Origin of the sequence: Rhizobacter sp., from assembly GCF_046595475.1 — a bacterium.
Lineage (GTDB): Bacteria > Pseudomonadota > Gammaproteobacteria > Burkholderiales > Burkholderiaceae_C > Rhizobacter.
The window spans coordinates 1-23,736 of sequence record NZ_JBKJOQ010000063.1 but is presented as its reverse complement, the minus strand read 5'-3'; the positions used below and the strand labels follow the sequence as shown (position 1 = coordinate 23,736).

At 66.8% G+C, this 23,736-nt stretch carries 22 protein-coding genes; 11 read left to right on the top strand and 11 right to left on the bottom strand.

Translation table 11 applies throughout. The features are described from left to right. Nucleotides 1–250: 250 nt before the first annotated feature. Nucleotides 251–1,651: an aminopeptidase P N-terminal domain-containing protein gene (locus AC30QB_RS11680; RefSeq protein ID WP_489546391.1), complete on the bottom strand. Its 1,401-nt coding sequence runs from the start codon at nucleotides 1,649–1,651 to the stop codon at nucleotides 251–253. A 28-nt stretch (nucleotides 1,652–1,679) separates the two neighbouring features. After that, the gene (locus tag AC30QB_RS11675) at nucleotides 1,680–2,429 is read right to left on the bottom strand and encodes a hypothetical protein (protein WP_489546390.1); all 750 of its coding nucleotides are present in this window, start codon (nucleotides 2,427–2,429) and stop codon (nucleotides 1,680–1,682) included. 143 nt (nucleotides 2,430–2,572) lie between these two features. On the opposite strand from AC30QB_RS11675, the gene AC30QB_RS11670 reads away from it, so the two are divergent. Next, complete coding sequence (locus tag AC30QB_RS11670; RefSeq protein ID WP_489546389.1) at nucleotides 2,573–3,553, top strand: potassium channel beta subunit family protein; 981 nt, start codon at nucleotides 2,573–2,575, stop codon at nucleotides 3,551–3,553. A 7-nt stretch (nucleotides 3,554–3,560) separates the two neighbouring features. After that, a complete protein-coding gene (gene dmeF, locus AC30QB_RS11665) occupies nucleotides 3,561–4,556 on the top strand; it encodes a CDF family Co(II)/Ni(II) efflux transporter DmeF (protein ID WP_489546388.1) in 996 nt (331 codons plus the stop codon). Nucleotides 4,557–4,565: 9 nt separating this feature from the next. Here the strand turns inward: dmeF and murU are convergent, their stop codons facing one another. Together murU and speD are read right to left on the bottom strand one after the other, a co-directional pair. Then, complete coding sequence (gene murU / locus AC30QB_RS11660; RefSeq protein WP_489546387.1) at nucleotides 4,566–5,264, bottom strand: N-acetylmuramate alpha-1-phosphate uridylyltransferase MurU; 699 nt, start codon at nucleotides 5,262–5,264, stop codon at nucleotides 4,566–4,568. After that, nucleotides 5,261–5,638, bottom strand: a complete 378-nt coding sequence (speD, locus tag AC30QB_RS11655; protein ID WP_489546386.1) for an adenosylmethionine decarboxylase — start codon at nucleotides 5,636–5,638, stop codon at nucleotides 5,261–5,263. The genes murU and speD overlap by 4 nt, the downstream gene beginning before the upstream one ends. A gap of 59 nt (nucleotides 5,639–5,697) precedes the next feature. Here speD and tkt point away from each other — a divergent pair, with 59 nt between their 5' ends. From tkt to AC30QB_RS11630, 5 genes are all read left to right on the top strand, one after another. Beyond that, complete coding sequence (gene tkt, locus AC30QB_RS11650; protein ID WP_489546385.1) at nucleotides 5,698–7,725, top strand: transketolase; 2,028 nt, start codon at nucleotides 5,698–5,700, stop codon at nucleotides 7,723–7,725. A 76-nt stretch (nucleotides 7,726–7,801) separates the two neighbouring features. Further along, nucleotides 7,802–8,800 carry a type I glyceraldehyde-3-phosphate dehydrogenase gene (gap, locus tag AC30QB_RS11645; protein WP_489546384.1) on the top strand — a complete coding sequence of 333 codons (999 nt, stop codon included), beginning with the start codon at nucleotides 7,802–7,804 and terminating at the stop codon, nucleotides 8,798–8,800. 149 nt (nucleotides 8,801–8,949) lie between these two features. Continuing rightward, a complete protein-coding gene (locus tag AC30QB_RS11640; protein WP_489546383.1) occupies nucleotides 8,950–9,285 on the top strand; it encodes a hypothetical protein in 336 nt (111 codons plus the stop codon). A gap of 20 nt (nucleotides 9,286–9,305) precedes the next feature. Next, the gene (locus AC30QB_RS11635; RefSeq protein ID WP_489546382.1) at nucleotides 9,306–11,318 is read left to right on the top strand and encodes a S8 family peptidase; all 2,013 of its coding nucleotides are present in this window, start codon (nucleotides 9,306–9,308) and stop codon (nucleotides 11,316–11,318) included. A 42-nt stretch (nucleotides 11,319–11,360) separates the two neighbouring features. Then, the gene (locus tag AC30QB_RS11630; protein WP_489546381.1) at nucleotides 11,361–13,028 is read left to right on the top strand and encodes a S8 family peptidase; all 1,668 of its coding nucleotides are present in this window, start codon (nucleotides 11,361–11,363) and stop codon (nucleotides 13,026–13,028) included. Here AC30QB_RS11630 and AC30QB_RS11625 read toward each other — a convergent pair. From AC30QB_RS11625 to AC30QB_RS11615, 3 genes are read right to left on the bottom strand one after another with little or no spacing between them, the layout of a single operon-like run. Further along, the gene (locus AC30QB_RS11625) at nucleotides 12,987–13,655 is read right to left on the bottom strand and encodes a hypothetical protein (RefSeq protein WP_489546380.1); all 669 of its coding nucleotides are present in this window, start codon (nucleotides 13,653–13,655) and stop codon (nucleotides 12,987–12,989) included. The genes AC30QB_RS11630 and AC30QB_RS11625 overlap by 42 nt on opposite strands. Then, complete coding sequence (locus AC30QB_RS11620) at nucleotides 13,649–14,608, bottom strand: biotin--[acetyl-CoA-carboxylase] ligase (RefSeq protein WP_489546379.1); 960 nt, start codon at nucleotides 14,606–14,608, stop codon at nucleotides 13,649–13,651. Before AC30QB_RS11620 ends, AC30QB_RS11625 begins: the two co-directional genes overlap by 7 nt. Nucleotides 14,609–14,624: 16 nt before the next feature. After that, nucleotides 14,625–15,176 carry an SET domain-containing protein gene (locus AC30QB_RS11615; RefSeq protein ID WP_489546378.1) on the bottom strand — a complete coding sequence of 184 codons (552 nt, stop codon included), beginning with the start codon at nucleotides 15,174–15,176 and terminating at the stop codon, nucleotides 14,625–14,627. A gap of 113 nt (nucleotides 15,177–15,289) precedes the next feature. Between AC30QB_RS11615 and AC30QB_RS11610 the strand changes: the two genes are divergently transcribed. From AC30QB_RS11610 to AC30QB_RS11595, 4 genes are all read left to right on the top strand, one after another. After that, nucleotides 15,290–17,899 carry a DNA topoisomerase III gene (locus tag AC30QB_RS11610; protein ID WP_489546377.1) on the top strand — a complete coding sequence of 870 codons (2,610 nt, stop codon included), beginning with the start codon at nucleotides 15,290–15,292 and terminating at the stop codon, nucleotides 17,897–17,899. An 80-nt stretch (nucleotides 17,900–17,979) separates the two neighbouring features. After that, nucleotides 17,980–18,567 (top strand): outer membrane beta-barrel protein, encoded by a 588-nt coding sequence (locus AC30QB_RS11605; RefSeq protein ID WP_489546376.1) that lies wholly within the window; start codon nucleotides 17,980–17,982, stop codon nucleotides 18,565–18,567. Nucleotides 18,568–18,596: 29 nt separating this feature from the next. After that, the gene (locus tag AC30QB_RS11600; RefSeq protein ID WP_489546375.1) at nucleotides 18,597–19,565 is read left to right on the top strand and encodes an AEC family transporter; all 969 of its coding nucleotides are present in this window, start codon (nucleotides 18,597–18,599) and stop codon (nucleotides 19,563–19,565) included. Between the two features lie 21 nt (nucleotides 19,566–19,586). Then, nucleotides 19,587–20,465, top strand: a complete 879-nt coding sequence (locus AC30QB_RS11595; protein ID WP_489546374.1) for an alpha/beta fold hydrolase — start codon at nucleotides 19,587–19,589, stop codon at nucleotides 20,463–20,465. Here the strand turns inward: AC30QB_RS11595 and AC30QB_RS11590 are convergent, their stop codons facing one another. From AC30QB_RS11590 to AC30QB_RS11575, 4 genes are all read right to left on the bottom strand, one after another. Next, on the bottom strand, nucleotides 20,466–21,161 hold the full coding sequence (locus tag AC30QB_RS11590) for an ABC transporter ATP-binding protein (RefSeq protein WP_489546373.1): 696 nt from the start codon (nucleotides 21,159–21,161) through the stop codon (nucleotides 20,466–20,468). It lies immediately after the preceding gene. A 215-nt stretch (nucleotides 21,162–21,376) separates the two neighbouring features. Beyond that, on the bottom strand, nucleotides 21,377–22,132 hold the full coding sequence (locus AC30QB_RS11585; protein ID WP_489546372.1) for an ABC transporter ATP-binding protein: 756 nt from the start codon (nucleotides 22,130–22,132) through the stop codon (nucleotides 21,377–21,379). After that, complete coding sequence (locus AC30QB_RS11580) at nucleotides 22,125–23,090, bottom strand: branched-chain amino acid ABC transporter permease (RefSeq protein ID WP_489546371.1); 966 nt, start codon at nucleotides 23,088–23,090, stop codon at nucleotides 22,125–22,127. The genes AC30QB_RS11585 and AC30QB_RS11580 overlap by 8 nt, the downstream gene beginning before the upstream one ends. Then, a partial coding sequence (locus AC30QB_RS11575; protein ID WP_489546370.1) for a branched-chain amino acid ABC transporter permease occupies nucleotides 23,087–23,736 on the bottom strand: 650 nt, incomplete at its 5' end. The genes AC30QB_RS11580 and AC30QB_RS11575, both read right to left, overlap by 4 nt.

Sequence of the window (23,736 nt, the reverse complement as noted above, 5' to 3'; positions counted from 1 at the left end):
AAAGAAGCGACCCCTGCCGACTCGGCCCTCGCGGTGCGAGGGCTGCCTTGCGCTGCTCGGTCTTTGCGGGTCGGGCAGAACTCGCTACGCGGCCTGCGGCCGCTGCGCTCAAACAGCCGCCCGAAGTCAGAGGTTGAAGCGCGCTGCGCGCGCCCCGCAAAGCCCTGTGCTGCTCAGCTCGTCCGAAGGGGAAGATGAACGCCAGCGAACACCAGATTCGCCTTGCTGCGCATCGGGGTCGTCGGTCCCGTCAGCGGCCGCCCTTCATCCAAGCCTCAATCTCATCCGGATCAACCGGCGCGCCTCGGCTGATGAGTTCGCAGCCCTGTTCGGTCACCACCGCATCGTCCTCAATGCGTATGCCTATTCCCCAATAGCGTTCGCGCACGCCCTCTGCCGGCCGCACATACAGGCCCGGTTCCAGCGTCACCACCATGCCAGGTTGCAGGCGACGCGAGGGTGGCTTCACCACCCGGCCGCCCATACCGTCGGGCTGCTCGAAGGCCACTTCGTCTAGCGCCAGGTATTCGCCCACGTCATGCACATCACGCCCCAGCCAGTGCCCCGTGCCGTGCATGTAGAACTGGCGATAGGCCGCGCTTGCGATCACATCGTCGAGCGAGCCGTGCTGGTCGCGGCTGAGCAGACCCGTTTCGAGCATGCCTTGCGACAGCACCGCCAACGCGGCAGCGTGCGCATCGCGGTGTCGGGCGCCAGGCCGCGTGGCGGCCACCGCGGCTTCTTGCGCTGCGAGCACGATCTCGTACAGCTCGCGCTGCGCAGCACTGAAGCGGCCGTTGGCGGGGAAGGTGCGGGTGATGTCGCTGGCGTAGCCGTCGAGCTCGCAGCCCGCGTCGATGAGGCACAGCTCGCCAGCCCTCAATGCGGTGTCGCCCGCGGCATAGTGCAGCACGCAGGCGTTGGTGCCCGCCGCCACGATGGACGGGTAGGCCGGGCTTTGCGCGCCGTGGCGGCGGAATTCGTGCAGGAGCTCGGCCTCGATCTCGTACTCGCGCACGCTGCCCACGGGCTCGGCGCGAAAGCGCTCTGCGCAATAGCGCATGGCCCGGGCATGGGCGCCCGCCGAGATGGCGGCAGCGCGCTTCATGATGGCGATCTCTTGCGCGCTCTTGATGAGCCGCATCTCGTCGAGCAGCAGGGCCAGGTCGCGATGCGCACCAGGGCTGGTGCTGGTGCCGTGCTGCGAGCGCTCGCGTGCGGCGGCCGTCCAGCCCGCCACGCGCTGCTCCAGGCCACCGGGTGCGCCAAAGATCGACCATACCGTGCTGTGGTGGTTCATCAGCTCAGGCATGCAGGCATCGAGCTGGTCTATCGCCAGCGCTGCGTCTACACCGAGTGCCTGCAGAGCGGCCTGGGGGCCGAGGCGGTAGCCGTCCCACACCTCTTGCTCGACGTTTTTGTCGCGACAAAAGAGCACGCTGTGGCCGTCCGCGCGCAGCACCAGGGCGCTCTTCGGTTCGTCGAAGCCGGTCAGGTAGTGAAAGTAGCTGTCGTGCCGATAAGGGTGCTCGCTGTCGCGGCTGCGCCAGGCCTCGGGTGCCGTCATCACGATGGCCAGGCCGCCACCGGCATCGCGCAAGCGCTGGGCGAGCTGCGCACGGCGCTCGCGGCATGTGGCTAGGGGCGTCATGGGCGCGATTGTTGCATCGCGCCCGGGCTCAGACCTTGCCGGTGCGTTTCACTGCGGGTGGCAGATCGGGCGCGTTGGCCTGCTGGCGCAGGCGCTTGAGCTCGCGCATCATCTCGCGGTCGGCGGCTGGTTTGTCGGCCACCTCGGCGGCGGTCAGGGTGCCACGGGCGCTGGCGCGCTTGACGGCATCGCGGTCGCCGGCCAGCTGCTGGCGCAGGCGGATGTTGTTGGCCAGCGCCTCAACCGCATCAAGCTCGCTGTGGGCATCGGTCTTGGGCAAGGCCACCACGCGCTTGTCGGTCATGCGCATGTTGAGGCGGCACACGCGGTTGCGGGTGAGGTGGCGCAGCGTGTAGCCCTTGACCTCGGCCTCGCTCACCGACACATCGCGGATGTTTTCGATCGCCACCTGGTGCACCTTGTGGCCCAGGCCGCGCTGAAACCACACGTAGTTCGCGCTGACGGTGACGCGCTCCCAGCGGTACAGGTCGAGCCCCACCGCCCCCACCAGCACCAGAAAGCCGATGAAGCCCAGCCAGCCGATGCCCCAGGCCATGCCCACCCACATCACCAGCCCGGCGGCCAGCACCAGCGCCACCACTTCCAGCACCGCGCGCTCGGCCGTGCCGTAGACGCGCCGCTCATAGCCGTTGACCTCGGGCTGGCCGCTGGCCAGGGGCGCGAGCACCGACGCCAGCGCCTTGGCGCCACGCCCCATCAGCACGTGGCCGGCAATGGCAATGGCCAGCATGAAGGGAAGGATGAGAGCGTGTTTCACGGCCGAAAGGTAACGCGAAGTTGCAGCCGGTGAAAGCGCTTCGTGAAACGGCAGCGGTTTCTGGGGACACGCGGTCGATTCCGTGCCCCCAGTGGGGTTGCGGCTGTGGCTAAGATGCCTCATTCATTTACGAGGTGTAGCAAATGCAGTATCGGCGTCTGGGTCGCAGCGGGCTTCAGGTGAGCGAGTTGTCTCTCGGCTCGTGGGTGACCTATCACCAGCAAGTGGGGGCGGGTGCGGCCACCGAGCTCATGGCTGCGGCCATGGATGCCGGGGTCAATTTCTTCGACAACGCCGAGGGCTACGAAGACGGGCAGAGCGAAGTGGTGATGGGCCAGGCCCTCAAGGCCTTGAAGAAGCCGCGCATGAGCTATGTGGTGTCGACCAAGTTTTACTGGGGCATCGACCACGGCGGCAACACGGTCAACCAGAAGAACACGCTCAACCGCAAGTACCTGTCGCAGGCGGTCGATGGCTCGCTCAAGCGCATGCAGCTAGACCACATCGACCTGGTGTACTGCCACCGCCCCGACCCGCACACGCCTGTCGACGAGACGGTCTGGGCCATGAGCGACATGATCACGCAGGGCAAGGCGCTCTACTGGGGCACCAGCGAATGGAGCGCCAAGCAGATTCGCGAGGCCTACGACATCGCCGAGCGCGAGCACCTGCACCGCCCTCTGATGGAGCAGCCGCAGTACAACCTGTTCAACCGCGCGCGAGTCGAGCGCGAGTACAGCCGGCTCTATGGCCGCATCGGTCTCGGGCTCACCACCTGGAGCCCCTTGGCCAGCGGCTTGCTCACCGGCAAATACCGCGGCGGGGTGCCACCGGGCAGCCGCGGTGCGCTAGACAGCATGGGCTGGCTGGTGAAAGACCTGACAAATGAGGCGCGCAATGCGGCTGTGGCCCAGCTGGAGCCGATCGCACAAGAGCTGGGCGGCAACCTGGCGCAGCTGGCCATCGCCTGGGTCAACCGCAACCCTAACGTCAGCACGGTGATCCTCGGGGCCTCGAAGGTGTCGCAGCTGCAAGACAACCTAGGCGCGCTCGCGCTCACGCCCAAGTTGACGCCCGAGGTGCTGGCGCGCATCGACCGCATCACCAAGCCGCTCGCCGATTGAGCGCCTGATGGATCATTCACACGACCTCCGGCCTTGGCAGCACGCTCACGTGTTCGATGCGGGCAACCGCATGGGCGAGCGGCGCACGCACTGGGTGCTGGCGATCACGCTGCTCACGATGGTGATCGAGATCGCCGCCGGCTGGTGGACGGGCTCGATGGCCTTGCTGGCCGATGGCTGGCACATGGGCACGCATGCGCTGGCGCTGGGCGTCGCGGCGGGGGCCTACTACCTGGCACGGCGCCATGCGGGCGATGAACGCTACGCCTTCGGCACCTGGAAGATCGAGGTGCTGGGCAGCTTTGCCAGCGCGCTGGTGCTGGGGCTGGTGGGTGTGGGCATCGTCGTCGAATCGATAGCCCGGTTGTGGAAGGCCGAGCCCATCGACGCGCAAGCCGCCTTGATCGTGGCGGTGAGCGGGTTGGTAGTCAACGTGGTGTCGGCCTGGTTGCTGCACGGCGCTCAAGGAGGCCATGGGCACGATCACTCGCACGACCACTCACACCACCACCCCCATGGGCATGGTCACGATCAGCACCACGACCATCGTGACCATCGCGCGCGCGGCGGTGAAGACCTGAACCTGCGCGCGGCCTACGCCCATGTGCTGGCGGATGCGCTAACCTCGGTGTTTGCGATTGCGGCGTTGTCGGCGGCGCTGTGGCTGGGCTGGACCTGGCTAGACCCGCTGGTCGGCGTGATCGGTGCGGTGGTGATTGCGGTGTGGGCGTGGGGGCTGATGCGCCAGTCATCTGCCGTGCTGCTAGACCGCGAGATGGACCACCCGCTGACCGATGCGGTGCGCGCCACGCTCGAATCCGACGGCGACGCCAAGGTGGCCGACCTGCACCTCTGGCGCGTCGGCCGCGACAGCTTCGCCGCGATCGTGTGCGTCGTGGCCGATGCGCCGCTCACCCCCTCGGTCTACCGAGACCGGTTAAAGGCGCACGAAGAACTCGTGCACGTCTCCATCGAGGTCAACCGCTGCCCCCACGCGGGCTGAGGGTCGTCGCTAGTCCGCACCCGCGTTGAGCGCGTCCAGCCGCGCCACCGTGCCCACATCTGTCCATGGCCCGTCGTAGCGCTCTGCGGTGATGCGGCCGGCATCGGCGCCCTCGCGCAGCAATGGCGTGAGCGGCAGCTTCTGTCCCGCCGGCACGCTTGCCACCAGGTCGCTGCGGAACAGCCCCACGCTGGCCCAGGTGAAACGTGGCTCTGCAGTGCGTGAGGCGAACCCCTGCACATCGATACCGAAATCACCCTGCGGGTGGTGCGGTGCGTTAGCGACCAACCACAGATGAGCCAGTGCGCGGCCCTGCGCAAAGCGCTGCGCGCTGGCCGCGTCGAAGCGAAAGTCGGGCAGGAACACATCGCCCGAGACCACCCAGAAGCAGTTGTTCGTGCCATCGGTCAGCAGCGGCAGGGCCTTGGCCATGCCGCCTGCTGTTTCGAGTGCGCCGCCATGGTCACGCCCTTCGAGCGAATAGTGGATAGACACACCGTAGTGCGCGCCATCGCCCAGCGTGTCGACAATGCGCTCTTCGAGCCACGCGGTGTTGATGACGATCTCGCGCACGCCATCGCGCGCCAGCGCTTCCAGGTGCCACACGATCAGTGGCTTGCCACGCACCACCAACAGCGGCTTGGGGGTGTGGTCGGTGAGCGGGCGCATGCGCTCGCCACGGCCCGCGGCCAGGATCAACGCCTTCATGTCGTGCGGCCCCGCTCGATGGCGTGGCGCTCCACTTGCGCGGGTTGAAAGGCCGTCAGCAACAGGTCGAGCAGCGCATGTGCCTTGTGCGTGTTGTCGGCGCCGAAGTTGCATACGTATACGTCCAGCGTCACGGCGCCCAGCTCGGGCCAGGTGTGCACCGCCAGATGCGACTCGGCCAGCAGCACCACGCCGGTCACGCCGCCCTTTTTTTCGTCGCTCCCGGGGAAGGTGTGAAACAGCTCACCCACCGGCTGCAGCGCGGCGCCGCGCACAGCGCTCAGGCACAGGCTGCGCAGGGCGGTCGGGTCGATGAAAGCGGCGTGCTCCGTGGAGCAACCCCGCAAATCGGCAGTGAGGTGCAATCCATGCATCGCCGGATTATCGAGGCCCCGTAAAATGCCCGTTTTCCCCCTTCCTGCCCCGCGAGCCCATGACCGCCATCGCTTCCAACACCTCTTTGATGGCGAACGCCATTCGTGCCCTGGCGATGGACGCCGTGCAGCAAGCCAACTCTGGCCACCCCGGCGCCCCAATGGGCATGGCCGAGATCGCGGTGGCGCTGTGGGGCCTCCACCTGCAGCACAACCCCGGCAACCCGCACTGGGCCAACCGCGACCGTTTCGTGCTGAGCAATGGCCACGGCTCCATGCTCATCTATGCATTGCTGCACCTCTCGGGCTACGACCTGCCGATGAGCGAGCTGCGCAACTTCCGCCAGATGCACAGCAAGACGCCGGGCCACCCCGAAGTGGGCATCACCCCCGGCATCGAGACCACCACCGGCCCGCTGGGCCAGGGCTTCACCAACGCCGTGGGCTTGGCGCTCGCCGAAAAGCTGCTGGCCAGAGAATTCAATCGGGACGGGCACCCGATCGTCGACCACCACACCTATGTGTTCCTGGGTGATGGCTGCCTGATGGAAGGCATCAGCCACGAAGCGGCAGCGCTTGCCGGTGCGTGGCGGCTCAACAAGCTGATCGCGCTGTATGACGACAACGGCATCTCCATCGACGGCAAGGTGCAGCCCTGGTTCATCGACAACACGCCGCAGCGTTTCGAGGCCTATGGCTGGAACGTGATCGCGGGTGTGAACGGCCACGACGTGGCGGCTGTCGACGCTGCCATCGCCAAGGCGAAGCAGGCCCACAAGCCCACACTCATCTGCTGCAAGACCAACATCGGCCAGGGCTCGCCCAACCGCGCCGGCACGGCCAAGGCGCACGGCGAAGCGCTGGGCGCGGAAGAAATCAAGCTCACCCGCGACGCGCTGGGCTGGCACCACGAGCCCTTCGTGATTCCCGAAGAAGCTTACGAAAACTGGGACGCGCGCCAGCAAGGCCTGGCCGCCGAGACGCGTTGGGTCGACGCCTTCGAGGCTTACGCCAAGGCCTACCCCGAGCTGGCCCTTGAACTGGCCCGCCGCCTCGATGGCGAGCTGCCCAAGGGCTGGTCGCAAGCTGCGGTTGATGCAGCAGTGGCCGCCCACAGCAAGGCCGAAACGGTTGCCAGCCGCAAGGCCAGCCAGATCGCACTCGAAGCCTTCACCAAGGCCTTGCCCGAGCTGCTCGGTGGCAGCGCCGACCTCACGGGCTCCAACCTCACCAACACCAGCAGCACGCCCGCCCTGCGCTTCGACGACAAGGGCAACGCCAACGGCGGGCGCCACATCAACTACGGCGTGCGCGAGTTCGGCATGGCGGCCATCATGATTGGCGTGGCCCTGCACGGCGGCTTCATTCCCTACGGCGGCACCTTCCTCACCTTCAGCGACTACAGCCGCAACGCCATCCGCATGGCCGCGCTGATGAAGCAACGTGTGATCCACGTCTTCACGCACGACAGCATCGGCCTCGGTGAAGACGGCCCCACGCACCAGTCGATCGAACATGCGGCTTCGCTGCGCTTGATCCCTGGCCTCGATGTTTGGCGCCCGGCCGACACCGCCGAGACCGTGGTGGCCTGGGCCTGCGCCATCGAGAACAAGCACCGCCCGAGCGCGCTGCTGCTGTCGCGCCAGAACCTGCCGTACGCGCCCAAGGCTGATCTTGGCGACATTTCCAAGGGCGCCTACGTGCTGGCCGAGCCCGAAGAGGTGGGGCTGAGGAAGAAGACGCAAGCTGTGATCATCGCCACCGGCTCCGAGGTGCAGCTCGCGCTGCACGCACAGCTGCAGCTGGCCGTGGCTGGCATCGCGGTGCGCGTGGTGTCCATGCCGTCGACCAGCGTCTTTGACCGCCAGAGCGTCGAGTACAAGCAGTCAGTGTTGCCCGCTGGCTTGCCGCGCATCGCGGTCGAGATGGGCGTGACCGACGGTTGGTGGAAATACGGCTGCGCGGCGGTGGTGGGCATCGACACCTATGGCGAGTCGGCACCGGCGGGCGTGCTGTTCAAGCATTTCGGGTTCACGCCGGAGAACGTGGCCGACACCGTGCGAGCGGTGTTGCAAGCTAGGCGTTAGCACCTTTCTCCGTTCGGGCTCAGGGCGAACGGAGCGGGGGACGAATCTGTTTTTTGTCATCCAGGAGAAAGCAATCATGACCATCAAGATCGGCATCAACGGCTTCGGCCGCATCGGGCGCATGGTGTTCCGTGCCGCCATCCAGAACTTCCAAGACATCGAGATCGTCGGCATCAATGACCTGCTTGAGCCTGATTACCTCGCCTACATGCTGCAGTACGACTCGGTGCACGGCCGCTTCAAGGGCGACGTGTCGGTCGACGGCAACACGCTCATCGTCAACGGCAAGAAAATCCGCCTGACCGCCGAGCGCGACCCCGCTGCGCTGAAGTGGAACGAGGTCGGTGCCGACATCGTGGTTGAAGCCACAGGCCTCTTCCTGACCAAGGAAACGGGTGAGAAGCACCTCGCCGCCGGGGCCAAGAAGGTGATCATGTCGGCTCCGTCCAAGGACGACACGCCGATGTTCGTCTTCGGCGTGAACGACAAGACCTACAAGGGCCAGGCCATCATCTCCAACGCCTCGTGCACCACCAACTGCCTGGCCCCGCTGGCCAAGGTGCTGAACGACAAGTGGGGCATCAAGCGCGGCCTGATGACCACGGTGCACGCTGCCACCGCCACGCAAAAGACCGTTGATGGCCCGAGCAACAAAGACTGGCGCGGCGGCCGCGGCATTCTGGAAAACATCATCCCGTCGTCCACCGGTGCGGCCAAGGCCGTGGGCGTGGTGATTCCCGAGCTGAACAAGAAGCTCACGGGCATGTCGTTCCGCGTACCGACGTCTGACGTGTCGGTGGTCGACCTGACCGTTGAGCTGGTGAAGGAAGCCAGCTACAAGGAAATCTGCGCCGAGTTCAAGGCGCAATCTGAAGGCGCGCTCAAGGGCGTGCTCGGCTACACCGAAGACAAGGTCGTGGCCACCGATTTCCGCGGCGACCCGCGCACCTCGATCTTCGACGCCGACGCCGGCATTGCGCTCGACAGCACCTTTGTCAAGCTCGTGGCCTGGTACGACAACGAGTGGGGTTACTCGAACAAGGTGCTTGAGATGGTGCGCGTCATCGCCAAGTGAAGCCAAGCTGAACTCGTTCGCAAAGAAGAGGGCCTCGCAAGAGGCCTTCTGCGCATTTGTGCAGCATTTTCTGAAACCAAACATCTCATTCGGTGACCTGGACTATTCACAGCCCACGGGCGCTGCGGCGGTGTCTACACTGGGCGACCATGCCTCGCTCTTTCTCGCTCTTGCTGTCAGCCCTCAGTCTCAGCCTGGTCGCTTGCGCTGCGCAGCTTCCACCGCAGCAGGGTGAGTGGCGCGTGATGGTCAAGCTGGCCCAGGCCGGCAGTGATGCCGACACGATTGCGCGCCGCGCCGCTCAGGCGAGCGGTGTGCAGGTGCGCTACCTGGCCGCCGTGAGCCCGCTATGGCACGGCCTCGGCCTGGCCTGCGGTGACGAAGCACGCTGCGCACAAGCGCTGCAGCGTTTGCGCGACGACAAATCCTTCTTTGAGGCGGTGGAGCGCGATGAACGCCGCCATCACCTTGCCTACCCTTCTTGATGTTTTTTCGGGAGCTTGCCATGCGCAAATTCAGTTCCACCTTGGCGGCACTGAGTGTGCTGCTGCTTGCGCCGCTGGGCTTGCATGAACCCCTGCTCGCGCAGACTGCTGCCCCGGCGCAGCAGGCGCGTGTCATCGTCAAGTTCAAGGCCGATTCGCCGCTGCTGCGGCGTCAGGTGCAGTCGGCCTCGCCCAACGGCGAGCGGGCCGCCACCCTCGGCCAGCGTGTCGGCCTGGCCTTGTCGGCTGGAGCCTCCGTGAGCGAGCGTGCGCAGGTGGTCACGGCCAGCGGTGTCAGCTCGGCCGAGCTGGCGCGCCGCCTCGCTGCACAGAGTGATGTGGAGTACGCCGAGCCCGACCTGCGCCGCCATCGCTACGCGGCACCCAACGACCCGCGCTACGCCAACGGCCTGGGCGGCAATGGCCCCACCGTAGGCCAGTGGTATCTGCGCGCTCCGGCGGGGGCCGTGCGTTCGTCCATAGACGCCGAGCCCGCCTGGGACATCACCACGGGCAGCAACACCGTGGTGGTGGCCGTGCTCGACACCGGCGTGCGCTACGACCATGACGACCTGAAAGCGGTGTCGGCCGGGGGCAACCTGCTGGCCGGCTACGACATGGTGAGCGACGTGGACACGGCCAACGACGGCAACGGGCGCGACGCCGACCCCAGCGACCCCGGCGACTGGATCAGCAGCGCCGATGTGGCGGGCAGTGTGTTCAGCGCCTGCACCGCCGAAGACAGCAGCTGGCATGGCACGCAGACGGCCAGCCTGATCGGCGCGCTGACCAACAACGGCCTGGGCATGGCCAGCGTGGGCCGCAACCTGCGTGTGCTGCCGGTGCGGGTGCTGGGCAAGTGCGGGGGCTTCGACTCCGACATCATTGCTGGCATGCGCTGGGCCGCTGGTTTGGCTGTGCCTGGCGTTCCGGCGAATGCCACCCCGGCCAAGGTGCTCAACCTGAGCCTTGGCGGTGATGGCGCTTGCTCGCAGGCCTACCAAGATGCAGTCACCGCACTCAATGCGGCGGGCGTGGTGGTGGTGGTTTCTGCAGGCAACAGCTCTGGCCATGCCGTGTCGTCGCCTGCCAACTGTGTGGGCGTGATCGCCGTCACCGGCCTGCGCCACATCGGCACCAAGGTTGGCTTTGCCGATGTGGGGACGGAGGTGACGGTGGCTGCGCCCGGGGGCAATTGCGTCACTGTCGCCGCGGGTGACCCCTGCCAATATTCCATCATCACCGCCACCAACGCAGGCACCACCACGCCGGTGGCCAGCAGCTCGATTTACTCCGACAGCTTCAACGCATCGGTGGGCACCAGCTTCTCTGCACCCATGGTGGCGGGCACCGTGGGCCTGATGTTCTCAGCCCAGCCCACGATGACGCCGGCCAATGTGCGGGCCGCCCTGCAAGGCAGCGCACGCAGCTTCCCCAACAGCGGCAGCAGCAGCGGCATCGCGGCCTGCCAGGCACCGACCACCGCCGACCAGGCAGAGTGCTACTGCACCTCCAGCACCTGCGGTGCCGGCATGCTCGACACCGGCGTCGCAGTGGCGGGCGCTGCCCGCGGCCTGCAGGCCCACGTCACGCTCAGCAGCGAAACGCCTCAGGCTGCTCAGTCGGTCACACTGAGCGCAGCCAACTCCTTCGTGCTGAGCCCACGCACGCTCGCCACGTATCAATGGACGCTGGTGAGCGGCGGCGGCATCGTCACCGCGCTCAGCGGCAGCGGCGCCGCGGTCATGGCCATGCCCACGGCGGTCGGTCGCTTCACCGTCAGCCTGACGGTGGTCGACAGCACGGGCGCGCAGTCGACCACAGTGCGCGCCGTCGATGTGGGGGCGCCTCCCGCGCCTCCCGCGCCGCCTCTCATCGCCGGTGACGGCGGCGGTGGCGGCGGTGGCGCACTCGGCCCCGCCTGGCTGCTCGGCCTGGCCCTGGGGGTGATGGCTTTGCAGTTTCAGCGGAACCAGCGCCGACGAGCCGAGTCCATGCAGAAGGCGGTGCATCGCCGTTCGCCCCGCGGCTGATATTCCAGCGCTGGTCCCAGAAGATTTCAGGAGTTGGCGCGCATGGGTTTTTCGTTTGCTGTGGTGGGTCGCGCCTGTGCTGGGCTGGTAGGGGCCGTTGCGGCAGCGAGCGCCATGGCTGCCTTGCCCACCCCGCCCGTGGATGGGCTGATAGTCAAGCTGAAAGGCGCCCCGGCGCATGAGCGCATGGCGGCGCTGAGCGCTGCCGCGCGCTCATCCGAAACCCAACGCCTGCAGCAGGTGCTGCAGGCGGCGCGCATGACCGAGGTGCGCATGCAGCCGGCGGGCCGCGCGGCCCAGCATTTCAGCTTCGGGCGGCACTTGCCGGTGGCCGAGGCGCTGGCGCTGGCCGAGCGGCTGCGCAGCCAGCCCGAGGTCGAATGGGTCGAGCTGAATGCGCGCGAGCGCTTGCTGCAGGCGGCGCCTGTGGTGCCCAACGATCTTTACTACGACTATCGCTCGCCCACCGACACCGGCCAATGGTGGCTGCGGCCGCCCGGTGAGGCGCTGGGCGGCTGGCCGATCAGCTCGGGCGCGCCGGGCGTGCAAGGGGCCTGGGCCGTGACCACCGGGCGCGCGTCAGCCGTCGTGGCCGTACTCGACACGGGTACGACCAACCACCCCGATTTGACGGGCCGCTTTTTGACCGGCTACGACTTTGTCTCTGATGTGGCCTACGCCAACGATGGCAACGGTCGCGACCCCGACCCCTCCGACCCCGGTGACTGGGTCAGTCAGGCCGAGGCTGACACCGACCCGCTGTACGCCACGTGCACCGTGCAAGACAGTTCGTGGCATGGCACGGTCATCAGCGGTGTCGTTGCAGCGGCCACCGACAACAGCGTGGGCGTGGCCGGCGTCAACTGGAACGGCCGTGTGCTGCCGGTGCGCGTGGCGGGCAAATGCGGTGCTTCGGTGCTCGACATCACCGACGGCATGCGCTGGGCTGCCGGGCTGCATGTAAACAACGTGCCCGACAACGCTAACCCCGCGCGTATCGTCAACATCAGCTTCGGGGGCAGTGCGCCCTGCGGCAATCTTTACCAGAACACCATCGACGAACTCGCCTCGCGCGGCGTGGTGGTGGTGGCGGCGGCGGGCAACGAGCAGGGCGCCGTCACCCGCCCGGCCAGCTGCTCTGGTGTGGTGGGCGTGGCTGCCCTCGCGCGCGATGGGCTGAAGGCGGGCTATTCCAACTTCGGGCCGCGGGTGGTCATCTCAACGCTGGGCGGTGACCCCGATGTCGACGACGGCATCTTCACCGTTTCGAACGACGGCACCCAGTCGGCCGCCACCGCGACCTACGGCAGTGTCTACGGCACCAGCTTTGCCGCCCCCATCGTCTCGGGCGTGGTGAGCCTGATGCTCAGCGCCAACCCCAACCTGAGCGTGCCGCAGATCATCAGCGGTTTGCAGGTGACGGCGCGGCCGCATGTGCAGTCGACCAGCACGCCCTTCTGCTCGTCCAACAATTCAGGCGCCTGCGTGTGCACCACCAGCACCTGCGGTGCTGGCGTGCTGGATGCCGAAAGGGCCGTGCGCTATGCAGCGGGTGCACCGCTAGACCCCGGGCGCGGTGACAGCGGTGGCGGTGGCGGTGGCGGTGGCGCCCTCAGCTGGCCCTGGCTGATCGGTCTCGCGCTGGGCGTGGCCGCGCTGGCGCGTGTGTCAGGGTCGCGTCGGGCAAACCGCAAACGGCTTGCCGAGTAGCGCTTCGGCGCGCAGGCCGGCCAGCCGACTTTGCAGCGTGGCGTCGGCGCGCTCCACCCTCAGGCTGTGGCTGACGACCGCGGGCGAGAGCTGCGCCACGCGGGCGGTGCGCACACCACGCTGGTTGAGGTCAGCGAGCGCCTTCTCGGCGTTGGCCTTGCTGCTGTAACGGCCTAGTGCGAGGCCATCGTTCAGCTCGGGCACGTTGTGCACTTCATCGAAGCTGATCTTGAGCCGCCTCAACTCATCGGCTTTTTTCTGCAGCGCTTCCCGGTTGGGGTACTTGCCCATGTAAAGAATCCACACGGGCGGGGTCTCGGTCTTCAGACTGGACCAGCTGCCGGCGGGCAGCACGGTTTGCAGCACGCTCTCGGCCGCGGAGATCTGCGCCGGGGTGTAGGGGCCGGCCTCCAGACAGGCCGGCGGCGTGTCGGCCACAGCCACGGCCACGGTGGCGGCTACCGGTGGCAGCACCCTGATGGTGTCGGGGCGCACCTGGCGCTGCAGGCGGTCGGGCTCGCGGTCGCCCTGCGCGCGCATGCCGACCACGCCGTCGAGCATGCCCTGCCGCCAGGCGTAGAAGCCGAGGTTGGCCAGCACCAGGGTCAACACGAAAAGCCTCAGCATGAGGCGTCGCTTTCGGGGTCGTCGCCCTCTGGCTCTGGTACGCCGCGGTCCAGCCGCACGCTCACGTCGCCGCTGCTCACCTCGCGCTGACCGCCGGCCGTCTGCACGATCAGCGTGCCGGTGGCCGACACGCCTTGCGCCAAGCCGACGGGCAAGTTGAGCTGGCTGGTGGTGATGGCCTTGCCGCGCAGCAGGTCGCGCGCGGCAAAACGCTTGGCGAATGGGGCGAACCCCTGGCGCTCGAACGTCTGCAAAGCGCGCACCAGCGGGGCCGCGACGAGCGCGAGCGCCATCGGCGCGCTGGCGGTGTCGCTCAGCTCTTGCAGGCAACCGTAGCCGCTGCTCAGGTCGTCGATCGCCTGCGGCTGGATGTTCAGGCCCACGCCCACCACCGCCAGCCGCGTGGCGCCGGCCATCACTGTTTCGATGAGGATGCCGCCGAGCTTGCGGCCCAGCGGCGGGCCGGCAGTGTCAGAGGTGGGGGCGGCATCCATCAGCCACAGGTCGTTGGGCCACTTGAGGCCGATGTAGGGTGCGCCCGCGCCGCGCAGCGGCTCGAGCGCGTCGGCCAGCGCCGCGCCCACGGCCAGCGACAGGCCCGACCAGTCGGGCGGGTTCATCGGCAACGAGAGCGAGAAGGTGAGCGACGCACCTGCCGCCGACTGCCACACACGCCCCATGCGGCCGCGGCCGCCGGTTTGGTGCTCGGCCACCAGCAGGCAGGGCTGCACGTCGGCCGCGCGGCGGCCGAAGGCGGCGCTCTCTACGCTGCGCCGCACCTGCACCAACTCGTCGGTGGCGGGCTCCACCCGCACACGCGCACGCTCCAGCAGCGCCGTGTTGGTGGACGCGCTGCGCGCCACCACCTCCACGCTCAGGCCGGGCAGCAGCGGCTCCAGCTGCTGCCACAGCGCTTCGGCACCCCACGGTAACGGTTCGTTGATCGGTGTCACGTGCGCTGTCTCAGCTTCATGTCTTCGGGGCCAGCATGGTGCCGCGGCACTTCTTGGCGCCGCAGCGGCATTCGTATTCTTTCTTGAGCTTCTTGGTGTAGGGTGCGTCGATGTTCAGGCCATAGTCGTAAAACAGCTCTTCGCCCGGCTTGAGCGTGCGCAGCGCTTTGATGAAGACACGGCCATTGATCTCGTCGGCTTCGCAGTTGGGCTTGCAGGCGTGGTTGATCCAGCGCGCTGCGTTGCCGCCGTACTTGGCGTCGATGGCGTCGCCCGAGTCCAGCTCGAAGTAGAAGGTGTGGTTGGGGTCGCTGGGGTCATGCGGGTGGCGGCGCAGCGCTTCGGGCCAGGAGATGATCTCGCCCTTGTACTCGATGATGATGTCGCCCTTGGCGATGGGGGCGACGGCAAATACCCCTTTGCCGTGTACGCCGCTGCGGCGGACCTGGATGCGCCGCCCGCCTGCGGGGGCGGCAACCGTGGGCGCCGGGGGTGTTTGGGGAGCAGGGGAACGGGTCTTGGCGCTGCGGGCTTGCGTCATCGGTTTCTTTGGGTACATTGAATTCATGGGTGCGCGTGTGTGTGCGTGTGCCCGCACATGTGTGCGTACGCGTATACGCGCGAGAAGCCCGGATTGTAGAGAGAGCGCCGACCCTCGGCGCCCTGAACACAGAAAGAGCCATGAGCAAGTCTTTGATCATTGCGGAGAAGCCCTCCGTCGCCCAAGACATCGTGCGGGCGCTCACGCCCACCGCCGGCAAATTTGAGAAGCACGACGAGTACTTCGAGGGTGAGCACCACCTCGTCACTTCGGCGGTGGGCCACTTGTTAGAGATCAAGGCGCCGGAAGAGTTCGACGTGAAGCGCGGCAAGTGGAGCTTTGCCAACTTGCCGGTGATCCCGCCGCACTTCGACTTGAACCCCATCGACAAGAGCAAGGGGCGGCTCAACGCCATCGTCAAGCTCGTCAAGCGCAAGGACGTGACCGAACTCATCAATGCCTGTGACGCGGGCCGCGAAGGCGAGCTGATCTTTCGGCTGATACAACAGCACAGCAAGAGCAAGCACCCTGTCAAGCGCGTGTGGCTGCAGAGCATGACGCCCGCCGCCATCCGCGACGGGTTCGAACACCTGCGCACCGACAAGCAGATGCTGCCGCTGGCCGACGCGGCGCGCTGCCGCTCTGAGGCCGACTGGCTGGTGGGCATCAATGGCACGCGGGCCATGACGGCCTTCAACTCGCGCGACGGTGGCTTCTTTCTCACCACGGTGGGTCGGGTGCAGACGCCCACGCTGAGCATCGTGGTCGAGCGTGAAGAAAAGATCCGCAAGCACGTGTCGCGCGATTACTGGGAAATCAAGGCCACCTTCGCCGCCCAGGCCGGCGAGTACGAAGGCAAGTGGTTCGAGCCCAAGTGGAAGAAGAACCCCGACGACCCTGAAGCGCGCGCCGACCGCCTGTGGAATGCGAAAGACGCGCAAGTCATTGCCGATGCCGCCCGTGGCCAGCCCGCCACGGTGACGGAAGAATCTAAGCCCAGCACGCAAAGCTCCCCCGGCCTGTACGACCTGACCACGCTGCAGCGTGAGGCCAACTCGCGCTTCGGTTTCTCGGCCAAGACCACGCTCAGCATTGCGCAGGCGCTGTATGAGAAGCACAAGGCGCTGACCTACCCGCGTACCGACAGCAAGCACCTGCCAGAAGACTATGTGGCCGTGGTGAAGAACACCATGGAGATGATTGCCACCGAAGACATGCCGGGGCCGCTGAAAGCCTTGGCGCCGCACGCCAAGAAGGCCATCAAGGAAGGCTACGTCAAGCCCAACAAGCGCATCTTCGACAACACCAAGGTGTCGGATCACTTTGCCATCATCCCCACGTTGGTGGCGCCCAAGAGCCTCACCGAAGTCGAGGCCAAGCTGTACGACATGATCGTGAAGCGCTTTCTGGCGGTGTTCTTCCCGCCGGCCGAGTTTCAGGTCACCACGCGCATCAGCATTGCGGCGGGCCAGAGCTTTCAGACCAACGGCAAGGTGATGGTCAAGCCGGGTTGGCTGGCGGTGTACGGGCGCGAAGCGCAGGAAGACGACGCCAACCTCGTAGCGGTAGACACGGGCGAGAAGGTGCGCACCGAGAGCGTGGACGTGAACCCGCTCAAGACCAAGCCGCCGGCGCGCTACACCGAAGCCACGTTGCTGAGCGCCATGGAAGGCGCGGGCAAGCTGGTTGAAGATGAAGACATGCGCGAAGCCATGCAAGAGAAAGGCCTGGGCACACCGGCCACGCGCGCGGCCATCATCGAAGGCCTGCTGATGGAAAAGTACATGTACCGTGATGGCCGCGAGCTGGTCCCCACGGCCAAGGCCTTCCAGCTCGCCACGCTCTTGCGCGGCCTGGGCGTGGAAGACCTCACCAAGCCCGAGCTCACCGGCAACTGGGAGTTTCAGTTGTCCGAGATGGAAAAGGGCAAGCTGAGCCGCGACACCTTCATGGCCGAGATTGCGGCCATGACGCAGCGCATCGTGGCCAAGGCCAAGGAATACGACCGCGACACCATCCCAGGTGATTACGCCACCCTCAAGACGCCCTGCCCGAACTGCGGCGGCGTGGTGAAAGAGAACTACCGCCGCTTCACCTGCACCGGCAACACCGGTGACAGCGAAGGCTGCGGGTTTTCCATCGGCAAGATCCCGGGTGGCCGCAGCTTCGAGCTGCACGAGGTGGAAGAATTCTTGGCCAACAAGCGAATCGGCCCGCTCGAAGGCTTCCGCTCCAAGGCGGGTTGGCCTTTCACGGCCGAGCTCAAGATGGTGTTCGACGACGAGATCAAAAACTGGAAGCTTGAATTCGACTTCGGCGAAGACGCCAAGAAAGAAGGCGAGTCGGGTGAGCCCATCGATTTCTCTGCCCAAGAAAGCCTGGGGCCTTGCCCGAAAGACCAGGGCCATGTGTTTGAGCACGGCAACAGCTATGTGTGCGAGCACGCGGTGGGCGCCAACGTCACCTGCGATTTCAAGAGCGGCAAGATCATCTTGCAGCAACCGGTGGCGCGTGAGCAGATGAGCAAGCTCTTGGCCACTGGCAAGACCGACCTGTTGGAAAACTTCGTCTCCAACAAGACGCGGCGCAAGTTCAAGGCCTTCCTCGCCTTCGACAAGAAAGAAGGCAAGGTGAGCTTCGAGTTTCAGCCTCGCGCCGCCAAGGCGCCAGCGGGCAAGGCGGCCGCCGCGAAGACTCCGGCTGCCAAAGCTCCTGCCGCGAAGAAAGCGACACCGAAGAAGGCCGCGTAGCCCGGTGCGGCACAATCCTCGGGCCGCGCGGGCCGAGGTCGCTGCCGGCCACATCCAACCCAAGCAAGAGGGGATCTGACATGAAGAAAAACTTTGTTTGCGCCGCTGCGTTGCTGGCGTTGGCAGGCGGGGCTGCAGCCCAGGGCATCGAAGTACGACCGCTGATTGGCCTCGGGTTGACCTTCGGCGGCGACGAAATTGAGACGGTCACCTACGACACCGGCAATTCGGGAACGACTTCGGAAACACTGCACGCTGGAGGGCTGATCCATATTTACACCGGCGTGGACGTGCGCTTTACGCCAATGGTGTCGGCGCAGCTCAATGTCGGCTATCACGTCGACGGCACGAGTGGCTCTAACGCCAGCCTGAAGTTCGACCGCACGCCGGTCGAGCTTCTGGGCCACTTCAACATCACCGACCGGTTCCGCGTGGGCGGTGGGGCTCGCTTCATTTCGGGCGCCAAAGTCAAGGGCACGGGTTTTCTGAATCGCCCGGTGATCTATTTCCAGTCGACCACTGGCTCGGTAGTTGAAGCCGAGTACTTTTTTACGCGCGGCCTCAGCGTCAAGGGTCGCTACGTCTCCGAGAAGTACAAGGTCGACGGCTTCTCCGGTGAAGTGAACGGCAGCCACGGCGGCCTCTACGTCGCCTATTACTTCCTCTAAAGCGCACCCTGCGCGGCCCGCGCGCACGCATGTTTTCAGTCATCCTGTTCAAGCTCCTCGCCATCATGCTGATGGTCGTCATCGGGTATGCCGCAGGACGCAAAGGCTGGCTGGGCGCCCACGACCCGACGCGTGTGCTGAGCAACGCGGCCTTCTACATCTTCGTGCCGGCGCTGCTGTTTCGCACCACCTCGCACATCGCCTTCAACACGCTGCCCTGGGGCACGCTCGCGGCCTTCTTCGTGCCGGTGGTGGCGCTGATGCTGTTGGTCTATTTGTGGGAACGCCGCCGCGGCGGCATGCCCGCCGCGGCGCCCAGCGTGCGCGCCGTCACCGCCACCTTTGGCAACACCGTGCAGCTGGGCATCCCGATGGCGGTGGCCATGTTTGGCGAGAAGGGCTTGCCCATCCACGTGGCCATCGTGAGCCTGCACGCGTTGATCCTGCTGGGTGTGCTCACGGCCCTGGTAGAAGTTGACCTTGCGCGCGAGCGTGCGCGGCAAGGCGATGCCGATGCGCACGTGGGGCGCATGCTCGCCGACACCGTGCGCAAGACCATCATCCACCCGGTGGTGCTGCCCATACTGCTCGGCCTGGTGTGGAACGCATTCGGCGCGCCCACGCCCGCGGTGATCGAAGAGATGCTGTTGCAGTTGGGCCAGGCCGTGGTGCCGCTGTGCCTGGTGCTGATCGGCCTGTCGCTTGCGCAGTACGGTCTGAAGGCGGCGGCGCAAGGTGCCGTCTCGCTGACACTGCTCAAGCTGGTGCTGCTGCCCGCCGTGGTGCTGGTGGTGGGCCACTGGGGCTTCGGCCTTGCGGGCTTGCCGCTGTCGGTTGTGGTGATGGCCGCCGCGCTGCCGGTGGGCAACAACGCGCTGATCTTTGCGCAGCGCTACCAGACGCAAGAAGGCGAAGCCACCGCGGCCATCGCGTTGTCGACCTTTGCCTTCGCGCTCACCGCGCCGCTGTGGCTGTGGGTGGTGAGCCGCCTGTCGTGATCGACCTGAAAGGAAACATGCATGCCCGCCACTGAAACCCTTCAGCTTGTCCCGGCGCAAGACGGCTACCCCATCCAGGTTTTCGCGTGGGCTGGCCACGGGCCGGTGCGCGCACTGGTGCAGATTGCGCACGGCATGGGCGAGCACCCGCGCCGCTACCGCGCGCTGGCAGCGGCGCTGGTGCAAGCTGGGTGTGCCGTCTATGCCAACGACCACCGCGGCCATGGTGACGAAGCGGCCCGGCGCAATGCCTTGGGCGACCTCGGGCCGCGCGGCTTCAGCGGCTTGGTGGCCGACATGGCCGTGGTGAGCGATCACGCCCGCGCACAGCACCCCGGCGTGCCGCTGATCCTGCTGGGCCACAGCATGGGTTCGTTCGCCGCCCAGCTCTACCTGCTGGACCATGCCGGCGGGCTGCGGGCGGCTGCGCTGTCGGGTACGGCGGCGCTCGACCTGCTGCACGCCAGGCGCGGCTCGGCTGCGAAGCTGGAAGACAACAACGGCACGATGACCACGCCGCGCACCGCCTTCGACTGGCTCACCCGCGACGAAGCGCAGGTCGACGCCTACGTGGCCGACCCGCTGTGCGGCTTCACGCTGACGCCGGAGTCGCGCCTCACCATGTCGGCCGCGTACGAACGCATGACCCAAGCCGATGCGGTCGAGCGCATCCCCAAAGACCTGCCCTTGTACGTGCTCGTGGGCGACGCCGACCCGATCAACTACAAGCTTGCGCTGCTGTACCCACTGCTCGATCGCTACCGCGCGGCGGGGCTGAGCGATGTGTCGGTGCACATCTACGGCGGGGCGCGTCACGAGCTTTTCAACGAGACCAACCGCACCGAGGTGACGGCGCATTTTGTGGCGTGGGTCGAGCGGGTACTGGCCACGCCGCGCTGATCAGACGCCGAGCACACGCGCCAGCGCGTGGGCATCCATCGCGCTCGATGCGCCGGCCATCACCACGCGGCCTTTTTCCAGCACCAGCGCCTGGTCGGTGTGTGCGAGCACGGCGCGGTAGTTGCGGTCGACCAGCAAGCTGCTGATGCCGCTCGCGCGCACCTCGGCAATCACGCGCCAGATCTCGGCCACGATCAGCGGGGCCAGGCCTTCGGTGGCTTCATCGAGCACCAGCAGCAGCGGGTTGGTCATCAGCGCGCGGCCGATGGCGAGCATCTGCTGCTCACCCCCCGAGAGCTGCTGGCCGCCGTGCGAAAGCCGCTCGGCCAGGCGCGGGAAGGTGGCGAGCACGCGGGCCAGCGTCCAGCGGCGCTGGCCGTCCGGCCCGGGGCGCGCGGCCATCAGCAGGTTTTCGCGCACGCTCAGGTTGGGGAAGATGCCGCGCCCTTCGGGCACGTAGCCTATGCCCAGGCGTGCCATGCGCTCGGGCGCCCAGCCGGTCACGTCGCGGCCGGCCCATTGCACCTGGCCTTGCGTCGTGGGCACATAGCCCATCAGCGTGCGGATGAGCGTGGTCTTGCCCATGCCGTTGCGGCCCAGCAGGCCGAGCGCCGTGCCAGCGGGCAACGCGAGGTCAACTCCGCGCAGCACGTGGCTGTCGCCGTAGTGGGCGTGCAAGGCGGTGACGTGCAACATCGGGTGCTGGTCACGAACTCATGAGCGACGAAGCTCAGCCATTCCATTGGCTCCGTTCGCCCTGAGCCCAGCTTCGTTCGCCCTGAGCCCAGCTCCGTTCGCCCTGAGCCCAGCTCCGTTCGCCCTGAGGTATCGAAGGGTGCGCCCGTGCACTGCGCTACCCTTCGATACCTCAGGGCGAACGGAATTTGGCTGAGGCATGTCGCTCACCAGGTTCACGAATAGGCCTCGCCGAGGTAGGCGCGCTGCACCTCGGGGTGGGCGCGTATGCGCTCGGGCACGTCGCTCGCCAAGACCTGGCCGTCGACCATCACGGTGATGCGGTCGGCCACGCGAAACACCGCGTCCATGTCGTGCTCGATCAGCAAAATGGCATGCGTGGGCTTCAGGTGTTGCAGCAGCGTGAGCATGCGCTCGGTCTCTTCGGCGCCCATGCCGGCCAGCGGCTCGTCGAGCAGCAACACCTGCGCACGTGTGGCCAGGCACATTGCCACTTCGAGCTGGCGCTTCTGGCCGTGGCTCAGCGTGCCGGCGATGTGCTGCGCGGCTCCAGCCAGACCGGTGGTTTGCAGCACCTCGTGGGCAATGGCCAGGCTTGCCTCGTCTGCCGCGGCGGCTTGCCAGAACCGCCACGGGCTCTGATGCAAGGCCTGCGCGCTCAGGCGGCAGTTTTCCAGCACGCTGAGCTCGCCGAAGAGGGTGCTGCGCTGGTAGCTGCGCGCCATGCCGGCGCGAGCGCGTTTGGGTTGCGGCCAGTGGGTGACGTCATGGCCGCCGAGCTGCACCTGGCCAGCATCGGGCGCGAGCTCGCCCGACAGCAGGTTGACCAGCGTCGACTTGCCAGCGCCATTGGTGCCGATCACCGCATGCAGCTCGCCCACTTGCAGGGCCAGCGACACATCGCTCACTGCCGTGAGCCCACCGAAGCGGCGCGTGAGCTTTGTGGCGCGCAAGGCCAGTGCATTAGCCATGGGCGCGCCACCCCGTGCGAACACCCATCAGGCCTCGCGGCAGCGCTGCCACCAGCACGATGATGCTGAGGCCCAGGCTCAGCTGCCAGTGCACCGCCATCGGCCCGACCAGCCCTTCGCTGGAGAAGAACTCTTTCAGCAGCGTGAAGGCCGCGGCGCCGATCACCGCCCCGCGCAAGTGCCCCAGGCCGCCGAGGATCAGCATCAGCAGCACCGCGCCCGACTCGTGCCACGACAGCAGCTCGGGGTTCACCACACCGTCTTTCACGGCCAGCAGGCTGCCGGCCAGCCCGGCCAGTGCGCCTGCGATCACAAAGGCCGCGAGCTTGTAGCCTTGCGTGCTGTAGCCCACCGCGCGCATGCGCTGCTCGTTGACGCGTATGCCGCTGAGCGCATGGCCGAAGCGCGAGCGCGCGAGCAGCGCCAGCAGGGCATAGGTGGCGACCAGCACCGCCCACACCAGCGCATGCAGCGCCCGGCCGTCTTGCGGGTCGAGCAGCGTGACGCCGCCCAGCGCGAGCACTGGCCGCGTGTAGAGGTACAGCCCGTCGCTGCCACCGGCGAGTCTGGTGTCGTGAAACACGAAGTAGGCCATTTGCGCAAACGCCAGCGTCACCATGATGAAGTACACGCCCTGCGTGCGCAGGCTGAGCAGGCCCACCACCAGCGCGCAGGCCGCAGCCGCCAGCATGGCCATCGGCATCAACCAGGCGAGCGACACGCTGCCCTCTGGCGATGCGAGCACGGTGACGTAAGCGCCGATGCCGAGAAACGCCGCATGCCCCAGGCTCACCAGGCCGGTGTGGCCCGCGAGCAGCTGCAGGCTGAGCGCAAACACGGCATAGACCATGATCTTCGTGACCAGGCCTTGCACATAGGGCGACAGCCACATCGGCAAGCACAGCAGGGCCAGCGCACAGAGCGCAGGCACCAGCCAGGCGAGCCGCGGCGTGTTCATACGGCGCGACGCTGCATGAGGCCTTGCGGCCGCCACACCAGCACCATGGCCATCAGCAGGTACACACCCACACCGCTGTACTCGGCGAAGAACACCTTGCCGAAGGTGTCGACGACACCCACCAGCATCGACGCGATGAGCGCCCCGCTGACCGATCCGATGCCGCCGATCACCACCACCACGAAGCAGATGATGAGCACGCTGCCGCCCATGCCCGGGTAGACCGACGACATGGGCGCGGCGATCATGCCGGCCAGCGCGGCCAGCGCCACGCCGGCCGCGAACACGCCGCGGTACAGCAGCTTGATGTTGATGCCCAAGCCTCGCACCATGTCGCGGTTGTTGGCGCCGGGGCGCACCATCATGCCCAGCCGCGTGTGGTTCACCACCGCATAGAGGCCAAGCGCGATCACGATGCAGGCGGCCGAGGCGAACAGCCGGTACACCGGGTAGCGCATCAGTTCGCCCAGCGCAATGCTGCCCGAGAGCCACCCGGGCGTGGCCACGCCATGCACGTCGTTGCCGGCGATCAGGCTGCGCAACTCCTCAAACACCAGGATCAGCGCATACGTCATCAACACCTGCTGCAGGTGTTCGCGCTGGTAGAGGTAGCTGAAGAAGAGCCACTCCAGCAGGTAGCCAAAGG